This window comes from Nostoc sp. DedQUE09 (assembly GCF_034530915.1).
Taxonomy (GTDB): Bacteria; Cyanobacteriota; Cyanobacteriia; order Cyanobacteriales; family Nostocaceae; genus Nostoc.
Genome location: NZ_JAVRCE010000117.1, coordinates 1 through 10,512 on the forward strand (window position 1 = coordinate 1; position 10,512 = coordinate 10,512).

Genomic DNA, 10,512 nt, shown 5'->3' on the forward strand with positions numbered 1-10,512 from the left:
ATAACTTTATCCTAGAAGCTCTTTTCTATGCAGCTTCATATTAAATTGGTATAAAATCTGTTTCACTCAGGTGAAACGTGCTGCAAACTGCGCGATCACTTTCCACAGCCTCTACAAAACATCAAAGGGCGAAAACTACTTGCCTCAACAGTTTGGTAGGATATGATTGTTAACCAGATGTCAATAGAAGAGGCAGCAGACAATTGGAACCTCCCCCTTGCTGCGATCGAGGAAGCTATTCACTATTGCGAAAGTCATCAAGAACTTTTGAAACTGGAAGCAGAAGAGGAGCGTTACTGCCTCGAACAACAGTCATCTGAATTATACAGTACTTAAAGTCAAAGAAAATCGTTGTAAAAAATCTTGAATTCGCCACTCATTTAAAAATTCACCAGCGCTTTCCCTTTCTGATTGTGTCGTTCTTGTTTAACTAGAAGTTTGCGATCGCCTGACCAACTCAGTAATAAATTAAAATTTTTGGCTGTAAGTGGTTTTACCTTGCTGGGTGATTGCTCGGACTGATTACATAACCCTTGTTCAATTAAATAATCGAAAACATTATGAGAATTTAATAAAAATGTCATAAGCTCTGAATTTGTCAACTATGTATTATTTATATGCCAGTAGAAAATCATTGTTTTTCGGTAACAGTTGATTACGACAGCAATAAAATGTTGATGTCACTAGAATCAGTCAACCAAGTTTTCGAGAATATGCGATCGCGTTTGTATTGTGTGTAAATGTAGTTACATTTATTGCATATTTCACTCATAAAATTAAAAGTTTGGCTTCTAGAGTTACTTCTTTGAGCCTCACAGCAAACTCCTCACAATAGTTGGGGGTTTGCTGCGAGTCTAAGTTATGAAGCAAAGGAGGTAATTAAGGCTGGTGTCCTATTATGCAGTAAAGATGCTGTTCATGATAAAAATTTATTGTTTATCCAGAAAAGCAGAGGGCAGAGGGCAGGAGGCTCAGTTGGAATACTGTCCTCTGTTCTCTGCTGTAACCAAACGGGTCTTGGGTTTAAGACCCCCACAAATTAAAAATTTGGTGGCTTCTTTCCAGGAGGGGTTTGAATCCTATAAGTGAAAAGAACCTTCTGCCCTCTGCCTCCTGCCTTCTGCTTTCTTCAATTACTCCAAAAGAACTGCTGCCAAAATTGCCATTGCAAGTATTTCAAGAATTATACCACCTTTAGTTGAATTCATTTCGGTATCTGTTAGCTGGGTGAAATAGCTTTCCGAAGGCGCAGTCAGATCATTGATTTGAATTTTTGCCATTTTTCTAGGTTTCCTTTAGTACACTTTCATTGCTTGAATTAGACTTTTAATTGCTTAATCTAATAATTAACATACTCTACGATTTATTCGGTTTTTTCAATATTTTATTGTCTAGAAAAGAGACATAAATAATACAGTTATGGACTAGAGGAATCTGACCTAACTGGATTTTTGAAAGTATTCTGAAATTAAAATCTTTGTACAGCAAAGGTTTTGCTTGAAAAGTTTTCATTAATAAAACTGGAGTTTTATAGCAAATACTTAAACAATATATGTTATTTTCGTAGAGTATTCAAATCTGCTATTGTTTTTTGAATTAAATATTTTAAAAGGCTATCAAAATTAAAACATTTATGTCCCCAAAATTTTAATCATAGTAAATAGAAAGCATCAGATTAAAAAATAACCCAAGGGAAACTTGGGTTACAAAAATAAGTAATCAAACTTAAGGAATTTATGGATATAATCTAACTAGGTTTCAATTCTCAAAACGCCTGCTTCTTTTTCGATGCGGTCTAAAGCTTTCTTCGCCCGAAAAAGAATTTTCAAATAAGCGAACTGACTATTCCAAGGTGAGCGAGGTAATAGGGTTGCTTGAGAGTCAGGAACAGTCGTATTTTCTGAAGGGATATCAGTAGAGATATTATTCATAGAAATGGTATTTTGCAGTTTTTAATTACTAGAACTAACTAAAGATAATGCTAGATTTGGTTCTTCTTCCCAGCTTTCTGGCCATTGAATGTGGTCAGCAGTAAAGTGAAGCGGATCGTTTTCAGCCCAAGGGGCATTTATCGGTTCTTCAATCAGAGCAAACTCGCCGTTATCAAAGGGATTCCCATCTGCACGACGCTGGAGATATACTCGCTCTCGAATACCGCCTTTTTCCTGAGTGAGGGCGCGATGATGACAATAAGGATTATTGCCTCTCTTATCAAAAAAAACGTGAGCTGTCCAACTGCAACCACCACGACAAAGTTCAGCAAATTCGCAAGACTTGCAGAAACCCCACAAATGTTCTGTTCCTTTGGGAGTACCAGCCCCCAAATTAAACCGCAGTTCCTCGGTTTCTTCAATAATTGTCCGCAGTGAATAGTCGCGGATGTTACCGCCAGTGTATGCCGTGGTAGGTAGCGAGGGACAACCTTTGATAGCACCATCAGCTTCAATGCCTAATGCAGACAATCCAGCACTACATCCCTGCCAAAAAGACCAAGCATCTCCTCCCCGTAACAGTCGCTCATAGGGCCCGTAATAGCCAATATTATTTCCTGGCTGTACTTGCACCCCTTCTCGCTTTGCCCGTTGGGCAACACGAGCAATCATGGGATATACATCTAGTAATTCATAAGGTTGCAGCAGAATCTCACTATTATCTGCTGCATTTCCCATCGGTACAGTCAACTGAATTTGCCAAGCAAAGATGCCGGCGTCGCGCAGATGCTCGTAAATACGAGGAAATTCTGGTGCAGACAGACGATTAATTTGAGTGTTGCAACCGAAGGGAATACCTGCTTGTTTGAGATTACTCATGGTTTTAAACGCCCATTGCCAAGAGCCTTGTCTACCACGGAGGCGATCGTGAGTTGCTTCTAAGCCATCAACTGAGACAGATACCACTCTAATTCCAACTTTTTTCATCCGATATGCTGTGTCGAGAGTGATACCATAACCTCCAGTGGTCATACCGCAAAGCATCCCAGCTTTGGTAACTGCTTGGGCAATCTCTAGCCAGTCAGGACGCAGAAATGCTTCACCACCAATCATGGTAACTTCAGTGATTCCAACTTCCGCCATTTGCTTGACTAAATCAAGGGCTTCTGCTGTAGAAAGTTCGTTCGCCCTTGTATGACCAGCACGAGAACCGCAGTGCTGGCAAGCTAGATTACACTTTAATGTAATTTCCCAAACTGCGTAACTAATTCGACGATAAGTCATTAGAATAGCCTCAATTAATTTCTTGAGAAAAGGACGAATATATCCGTATTTGTCCCTATCAACTTTTATCTAAAATATCTAACTCAGGAACTCCATACATAGGCTGCATAGGTGGCCAATCCCAGAGACCAGCTGGTGCCCCATAAATCAATATGTTAGAACTTTGAATAAGTCCGCCAACAACAGCTTCCAGTTCTTTTTCACCTAAATCCTGGAGTTCGCTCTCAGCAGTCTCTGACTCTAACAATTGAGCCGTATATTCTTCAAACTCATCCTGGGTGAAATCGTAGCCAGCACTTTTAACAACTTGGCTACATTCATCTTTACTTGTCACTCCTTGAATTTGAGCGCGAAAAGCTTCATCATTTGCTAGCCTTGCATAAAAGGCTTGAACATTTTTTAGGGACATAATTTTCTCCTTGAAAAAAATTTTATTGGCGGATATAAATTTCTAACATTTGGAGTAGACATAGCTTTGCTTAACTAACAGTCGGTGCCGCCACTTTAAGTAGTAATTCAGAGGGATTGTAGTTATCTGTAATAACTTGTGGACAACGCATACAAGCTGCCTTGCCTTCCTGCTCCCACCATCGGCAATCTCGGCGTATGGAACAAGGTGGTAAATCCTCTACTACCGTCGGCAAATTTTCTACAACTCGCATTGCTAAACGACAATCTTTACCATCAAAATGTTGACAACCCTTAGTTGCACAAGGTGCAGCCGTCCGAAAAATTTCAGTGGGTGTTACTGGACTAGCCTTGGCTATCAGTTCATCTGTAACAGCTTGGGGGTGCTTGAGATAAGCTACGCGGGGTTCTGTAACTGTGCCACCAACGACGCCAAAAACAACACTGTTCTGCCATTCTGGTCTTGCACTAGGGCAAAGTGTAGTCTTTTCAGTAGCGATGTCTTCCATAAATTGAACCTATAGTGAATTGTATTTTTAAGCTGATGGAGATTTATACCGAGTTTTGAATCGGACTGCTCTCCATCAACCTAAATAAGCAAATTAAATGTCCAAGAGTTTAATACTGACTAGTAACTTCAAAGACTTGTGCTTTCTAGATTAAGAGATCGAGTTCTGGTCTTGTGCAATTAGTCCACAAATAATCGGTTTTATCACAGAAATATCACTAATCGGTTTTATCACACCGATACCACCTGTAATACCACCTGCAATGATTGGATCAAAATTTTTAACTGTTACAAAACCGCCTGCAACGTTTGCCATTTCTTCATTAGACAGAGTTAGCAAAGCATCTTCTAAATCCTGATTGTGGTTCCGTCGTGCTAGTGCATTGTTAACAGCATTATCAATCAGATTGCTAATGTCCAATTGAAAATCTGAATTCTTTTTATTCCTTTCCATTGTGCTTTTCCTCTGAATATATAACTAGATATAGGCTGAATCACTAAGTACTGTAATTACCTAAACTGTATATATTTTAAGCATGGTAATAATGATTTAATTATGTTTTGAAAATTTATAAGCAGACATAAATAAACCTTTTATGTCACTAAACAATAACTTGAAAGTTTTCGTTATAACTATTTATTGATAAAGTTTATATCTCTATCAATCACTTCAGCCGCAGAGTTTTAGCCATTAATAAAACATTTATGTCCCAAACAATTTTTCAATATTGGGCAATGTTTAATAAAAAGATAATAAGCAAGATTTAAGTAATATTAACAAATATTTATCAGACTGCTCAATAAAACTTCAAATTCAAAATTGGGGAATAGAGTTGATATTATCAATATCCCTATTCTGTAGTTTTTACTCTTTCAAACAAAGCCCGATAAATAGGTTCACCTTTTTTTTGCGTTCCTATTTCCCTTTCTGTGGAGACTGGTAAGGGGTTTTCAGCCAACCATTCTTCTGTACCAACTTTCTGAAAAGCTGAATTAGCTGCAAAGCGATCGCGCATTTCCACAGCCACAAATTCCATATCTGATTGCAGAAATACCAACCCCCCAACCGCAAGATACTTAGCTAAGTCTGTCACTAGTTCTGGTTGGACTACACGACGTTTAGCGTGGCGAGTTTTAAACCAAGGATCGGGAAATTGAATAGTAACACGTTGTAAACTTTCAGGAGGGAGGGAAGATAAAAGCGATCGCAGTGAGTTATTTACATTGCAAAATAAATAGTGCAGGTTTGTTAAACCTAATTCAGAACGTAACTTATTCGCCTCCACCACCAGCGGTTCCCGAATTTCCAAGCCAAGAAAATTCCAGTTGGGTTCTATCTTGGACATATTCAACAAAAACAGTCCCTTAGCGCAGCCAATATCTAAATGTAGTGGTTGATTTGGCTTTGCATAAATTTTTTCCCAGTCAAGGGGACTTGCTGGTGTTTGATACTTTTTACCAAGTGGATTAACATGCTGGCGGACTCGGACTGCTGCCAAAATTTGTTCTCCTTAACGTGAAAATATCCTGTGGTGATTCAGGTTATATCAATTCAAAAAATGTTTGCGACCAAACACCCCACCTTCACTGACACGCACCCTCCCCGAAGCCCTAGAGAGGGTTGGCTAGGATCTTATCTATGTATTTCATTCTTTTTTCAAATTGGTATTACAAGGAAGTTTAGCAAAAGTATGCCAAAAATTATCGGTCTATGATTCAATTGCCTATCCAGCAGCAAGTTGGTACAGCAGTCTCAGTCAAATACGTTATGCTTGCACTGTTTTTTTAGGTTTTTGAGAAATTTATATTTAGGAAGCCCCTCATTTTGCATTAATCTCTAGAATTAAAATGCCTTAACACATTTGCTCTAGTCCTGGAGGGAGGAAACTTAAACAGTGGATATCTTAGATTTGTTTTATAAGGGTGGGCCAGCGATGTGGCCTTTGCTTGTTCTCTCGATTCTGGCTTTGAGTGTAATTTTCGAGCGTTTGTGGTTCTGGTTGCGAATTTTGACTCAGGAAAAGCAAATAGTCGATCGCATCCTGGATGCTGCCCAGGATAATTGGGAAGTAGCTGCGGACATCGCTAGACTTGCAAGCCATCAGCCTGTCGGGCGTTTTCTTTACGCCCCTCTACGTTTTGCGAAAACTGATGCGGAAACCTTTCGACTAGCACTGGAGGCTACAGCAGAAGACGAATTAGCTGGGATGCGCAGGGGCGAAAAACTTTTAGAAGCGGTAATTGCCCTAGCGCCACTGTTGGGATTGTTGGGTACAGTTTTGGGTTTAATTCAGTCTCTGCGCTCAATTCGGATTGGCGATTTGGGAACTGAATCTACTGCTGGGGTGACTACTGGTATTGGTGAATCCTTAATTAGTACGGCAAGTGGGCTAATAGTTGCCATTATTAGTTTGGTATTTTACCGCCTATTTCAAAGTTTTGTAGTCAACCAAGTCAAAGTTTTTCGGAAGGCAGGGAATGAGATGGAATTGCTCTATCGCCAGTCTCCTCCTGACTTTAGCAATAGGACATCAGCAATTGTACAAGAAAATTTAACTCCACCCCGCAAGCCAGGAAAAACTAGAGTTTCTGAACCTCCTGAACCCCCAAATACACCTACTTAATAGTCAATAATTCAACCCCTAAACCAGGCTTGAGAGTGAGACATGAAAGTTAATCTACATACTCCAATTGAAGAAGTCCAAATTCAAATCATCCCTTTAATTGATGTTGTTTTTTGTATCCTGACATTTTTTTTATTAGCGGCTTTACAATTTACACGGCAACAGGCAATAAATGTTGATTTGCCTAAAGCCAGCCCCAGTACAGTCTCTGGAATAACATCACAGAGTGGAAGTCTGATTGTAACTATCGATGCTGTGGGCAATACTTACATAGAAAAACAGCCTGTAAAACAGGAAGATTTGAGACAGAGTTTAAAACAGTATCTCCAAGCAAACCCCAATGCCGTTGTGGTACTGAATGCTTCGCGCACAGCAACTTACAATGATGTAATTGAGACATTAGACTTGCTACGACAAGTAGGAGGCGATCGCGTTTCTTTGGGAATTATTCCTGGCCCTTCTCAACCATCCATAAACTCGCCTAACCAGCCTGCTGTCCCCTCTTTTCCAATCAATCCTGGTGCTGCGCCACTTCCAGGAATTAATCCCGAAGGGAATATTACCCCAAAATTCCCCTTAGCACCTAATTCTGAACCCTTTCCTAGCATCACTCAGCCTCCAACTGGGCAAGGCATCAGTCCTATCAATCCTGGTATTTCTCCTGTGCTTCCTAACTCACCAGCGCCTCAAGCGCCTGTAGCACCGAAACAAACCCAACCTCCTCTTAAAAGATGAGATAGGGGAATGGGAATTAGGGATGGTGGGCCCCTCTGGGGATAAGGGGCATTGGGCATAGGTTATTCTCCTTGTCTCCCTTGTCCCCCATTCATCACTCCCCACTTCTCCTGCAAACCTTTTCTCAAACCTAAAGATATCTAGAATAAATCTCGGCTAGATAAAAAAAACTGCTAATTTACAAATAATTGGTTGAGCTTTAAAGATTTTTCCACCTATAGACTGAGCAACTCATCACCAATTAGCATCCACATTTCATACCAAATTGGGGAAGGATGTCCAAATAGGTTAACAGATTGAAAAGCGCTTGTATCAAGCGTCTTTCAGCGTGTCCTAATTACGAATTACTAATTAATATCAGGGGTTGTGGCATGAATATCGTGACGCTTTTAATTGTTTGGGTAGTAACAGCTATCAGCTTGTTGATAATTAGTAAGTTGCCTTTGGGAGTTGAAATTGATACTCCTGGTAAAGCGTTTCTTTCTGCCGCAGTGCTTGGTATCGTGACGGCAATAGTCAGACCGATTTTAAGCCTCATTTTTGCAGTACCAAATTTACTCACATTGGATTTATTATCCGGCATTTTCACATTTATGATTGCCGTGGTTTGTTTTAGTATTGCTGCTTGGTTAGTAGAGGGCTTTCGCTTGCGTTACGGGATTTGGAGTGCTGTTATTGGGGCATTTACGCTGACTATAATTAACAGCTTAATCTACAAAATATTGGGTGTATAAAGTTAAGAGTTAAGAGTTAGGAGTTATTAACAATTCCTCACTCATAACTCCTAACTCTTCACTGCCAAATTCTAACTATTCGTTGGAACTTGGGGGAGCAACTGGGGTAGTTGATTGTTGTTTACGTTGCTCGCGTTTTTTGCGATCAGCTGAAAGTATATCTGCCATCACTACTAGCGCTTGCGCCATTTTGTCCAGGTTAGAACGGTATAACTCCAAATCCTTGTTGAGTTTGTCATCGGAGAGGTGCAAGCCAGCAGCGATCGCTTTCAGCGCCTCAGTGAGTTGCTTTTCATCTTTGACTAATCCGGGATCTGACTGTTCTAATAACGAAAATACACCAATTGCGAACAAACGGTTGTATTTAAAGTTAGGATTATTGGCGATCGCTTGCAGTTGTGCTTGCAAGTCAGCATCTCTATCTAAGTAAGTAGTTTGGCCCAGCCACCCAATTAAATCTTTAACTGGCAAACCTTTAGCTACAGCTTGCAATCTTTGGGCATCTTGTCGATAGCGTTGCGGATCTGTTTCTATAGCCTGACATAAGGCGTTAAAAATTGATTCTTGATCCCGTTCTGGTTGATAGCCTTCCATGAAGCGGTCAAAAGTAGTGACGACACCCAAGGCATAAATTGGATTGTAGCTAAAATCGATATTTACTGACAGCAGATGCATTTCCACCATCAATTCTTCCACAACCCGACGATAAATAGTATTGATCGGACGGGTGTGAAGATTATAGAAAGTTCGCTTTGTATCAGAGACTGTACGGACGTTATTCACAAAGAAAAAAGAAATGTTAAGGGCGACGTATCTTTATTTTCTCGCTTAAAGGCTACTTTGCCAAGTTGAGCTTTTAGCGGGTGACGGTTTCATTTACAATATATACACATTAGAAGTATTTTATAAGCTGATAGCCACAGGGGATCAGACCTTTTCTCCTAAAAAACTAGCTAATAATTATTATCCTTAATGATTTATTTATTGTACTTATGAACTTCTCGCCACAGTTAATTGTTTTAGGTGAGTACCTAGCTGGTGAATTTGATAATCGGGAACAAGCCATAGCAGAACCAGTTTGGTATGTCCACCTTCGTCTGTGGCAAAGACCAGTTAATCTGTTCACAGAAGATAGCATTACCTTGTTTGCTGAACAGGCTAACGTTATTACCTTAGATAAACCTTACCGCCAGCGAATTATCCGGTTGCGTCAAAGCAGCGACTCTGACGCAACTGTGGAAGTACAATATTATATGCCTCAAGATCCAGGCGCATTAAAAGGGGCAGGTGATAACCCTGCTCTACTAAACACACTGACATCCGAACAATTAGATTTACTACCAGGTTGTATCCTAACAGTTACTCAGGAGAAACTAGCTGGCGATCGCTATAAGTTTACCGCTACCCCACTACCAGAGACTCGTTGTAGCTTTACTTATCTTGGCAATAGTATTCATGTTTCTTTAGGTTTTGCAGCTACAGCGACAGAATTTCACAGCTACGACAAAGGAATTGATCCCGCAACTGGAAAAGCAACCTGGGGGGCGATTATGGGGCCTTATCGCTACACCAAGCAAAATCAGTATTCAATAAGATAAAGTTATGAGTTATTGAGTTATGAATTAATTTCTCACTCTTAACTTGTAACTCTTTTTTAGCTGGCAATGCTACGAGGCACACCTTCTAAAGCTTCCTCTTCTGTTTCAAAGATTTCAAAAACAGTATCCATCATCGTCACTTCAAACACGAGTTTGGCTTCTGGGTGTACATTACAAATGCGAAAACTGCCTTTGACTTTATCAGCATCACGCATTCCAGCTACTAAAGACGTAAGACCAGAACTATCAATAAAATTTACCTGAGCCAGATTTACAACTACATGGCGACTGAGTTTGGAAATACACTCTTGTAACTTCAGGCGAAATTGCCAAGCCGTGGTGATATCCAGACGGCCTGATGGTGTCAAGACGATAACAGTGTTTCCGTCTTGGGTTGTATAAGTTTTTTGGTCTATATGAATCACTAAAGCCCTCCCCGTGGCATTCCTTTTAAGATTAACTAGTGACAGAATTTTCTAATGCTGTCACTTGAGATTAACAAGCTATAGCTAAATTTGTCACCTTTTTCGGCTAAGTGCTTAACTTTAGTAGTTATAACTCACCAAAATAGTGAGGAGTGGGAGAGATGAGTGAGATGAGAGAGTCGGGGAAGATCGGGATAATTATCATAACTTCTCACTCAGCACTCAGCACTCAGCACTCAGCACTCAGCACTCAGCACTCAGCACT

15 protein-coding genes and 1 pseudogene are annotated in these 10,512 nt (G+C 40.2%); 6 read left to right on the forward strand and 10 right to left on the reverse strand.

The window, feature by feature from the left end; translation table 11 throughout:
• Positions 1-162 precede the first annotated feature (162 nt).
• Entirely contained in the window at positions 163-336 is a 174-nt protein-coding gene (locus RMY27_RS34820; protein ID WP_322669355.1) for a hypothetical protein, read from the forward strand.
• Positions 337-345: 9 nt separating this feature from the next.
• Here the strand turns inward: RMY27_RS34820 and RMY27_RS34825 are convergent.
• Positions 346-584 (reverse strand): annotated as a pseudogene (locus RMY27_RS34825) (aminoglycoside phosphotransferase family protein); the annotation flags it as partial.
• Between the two features lie 33 nt (positions 585-617).
• Between RMY27_RS34825 and RMY27_RS34830 the strand changes: the two are divergent.
• Positions 618-740 carry a hypothetical protein gene (locus RMY27_RS34830; RefSeq protein ID WP_322669356.1) on the forward strand — a complete coding sequence of 41 codons (123 nt, stop codon included), beginning with the start codon at positions 618-620 and terminating at the stop codon, positions 738-740.
• A gap of 393 nt (positions 741-1,133) precedes the next feature.
• On the opposite strand, the gene RMY27_RS34835 is transcribed toward RMY27_RS34830, so the two are convergent.
• The 7 genes from RMY27_RS34835 to trmB all read right to left on the reverse strand — a co-directional run bounded on the left by RMY27_RS34835 (position 1,134) and on the right by trmB (position 5,630).
• Positions 1,134-1,280: a hypothetical protein gene (locus RMY27_RS34835; protein ID WP_322669357.1), complete on the reverse strand. Its 147-nt coding sequence runs from the start codon at positions 1,278-1,280 to the stop codon at positions 1,134-1,136.
• Positions 1,281-1,751: 471 nt separating this feature from the next.
• Complete coding sequence (locus RMY27_RS34840; RefSeq protein WP_322669358.1) at positions 1,752-1,931, reverse strand: hypothetical protein; 180 nt, start codon at positions 1,929-1,931, stop codon at positions 1,752-1,754.
• Between the two features lie 21 nt (positions 1,932-1,952).
• On the reverse strand, positions 1,953-3,215 hold the full coding sequence (locus tag RMY27_RS34845) for a nif11-class peptide radical SAM maturase 3 (RefSeq protein WP_322669359.1): 1,263 nt from the start codon (positions 3,213-3,215) through the stop codon (positions 1,953-1,955).
• A gap of 58 nt (positions 3,216-3,273) precedes the next feature.
• Positions 3,274-3,624: a Nif11-like leader peptide family natural product precursor gene (locus RMY27_RS34850; protein WP_322669360.1), complete on the reverse strand. Its 351-nt coding sequence runs from the start codon at positions 3,622-3,624 to the stop codon at positions 3,274-3,276.
• Between the two features lie 70 nt (positions 3,625-3,694).
• Entirely contained in the window at positions 3,695-4,132 is a 438-nt protein-coding gene (locus RMY27_RS34855) for a nitrogen fixation protein (RefSeq protein ID WP_322669361.1), read from the reverse strand.
• A gap of 150 nt (positions 4,133-4,282) precedes the next feature.
• The gene (locus RMY27_RS34860) at positions 4,283-4,585 is read right to left on the reverse strand and encodes a hypothetical protein (RefSeq protein ID WP_322669362.1); all 303 of its coding nucleotides are present in this window, start codon (positions 4,583-4,585) and stop codon (positions 4,283-4,285) included.
• Between the two features lie 397 nt (positions 4,586-4,982).
• On the reverse strand, positions 4,983-5,630 hold the full coding sequence (gene trmB, locus RMY27_RS34865; RefSeq protein WP_322669363.1) for a tRNA (guanosine(46)-N7)-methyltransferase TrmB: 648 nt from the start codon (positions 5,628-5,630) through the stop codon (positions 4,983-4,985).
• A gap of 396 nt (positions 5,631-6,026) precedes the next feature.
• On the opposite strand from trmB, the gene RMY27_RS34870 reads away from it, so the two are divergent.
• The 3 genes from RMY27_RS34870 (at position 6,027) to RMY27_RS34880 (ending at position 8,224) form a co-directional block, all read left to right on the forward strand.
• A complete protein-coding gene (locus tag RMY27_RS34870) occupies positions 6,027-6,755 on the forward strand; it encodes a MotA/TolQ/ExbB proton channel family protein (RefSeq protein WP_322669364.1) in 729 nt (242 codons plus the stop codon).
• Between the two features lie 42 nt (positions 6,756-6,797).
• Positions 6,798-7,490: an ExbD/TolR family protein gene (locus RMY27_RS34875; RefSeq protein ID WP_322669365.1), complete on the forward strand. Its 693-nt coding sequence runs from the start codon at positions 6,798-6,800 to the stop codon at positions 7,488-7,490.
• Between the two features lie 371 nt (positions 7,491-7,861).
• Positions 7,862-8,224, forward strand: coding sequence for a phage holin family protein (locus RMY27_RS34880; RefSeq protein WP_289798955.1), 363 nt, complete (start codon positions 7,862-7,864; stop codon positions 8,222-8,224).
• Positions 8,225-8,299: 75 nt separating this feature from the next.
• Here the strand turns inward: RMY27_RS34880 and psb29 are convergent, their stop codons facing one another.
• On the reverse strand, positions 8,300-9,007 hold the full coding sequence (gene psb29, locus RMY27_RS34885) for a photosystem II biogenesis protein Psp29 (protein ID WP_322669366.1): 708 nt from the start codon (positions 9,005-9,007) through the stop codon (positions 8,300-8,302).
• A 209-nt stretch (positions 9,008-9,216) separates the two neighbouring features.
• Here psb29 and RMY27_RS34890 point away from each other — a divergent pair, with 209 nt between their 5' ends.
• Positions 9,217-9,822: a chromophore lyase CpcT/CpeT gene (locus tag RMY27_RS34890; RefSeq protein ID WP_322669367.1), complete on the forward strand. Its 606-nt coding sequence runs from the start codon at positions 9,217-9,219 to the stop codon at positions 9,820-9,822.
• 56 nt (positions 9,823-9,878) lie between these two features.
• On the opposite strand, the gene RMY27_RS34895 is transcribed toward RMY27_RS34890, so the two are convergent.
• Positions 9,879-10,247, reverse strand: a complete 369-nt coding sequence (locus RMY27_RS34895; RefSeq protein WP_094351701.1) for an STAS domain-containing protein — start codon at positions 10,245-10,247, stop codon at positions 9,879-9,881.
• Between the last annotated feature and the right edge of the window lie 265 nt (positions 10,248-10,512).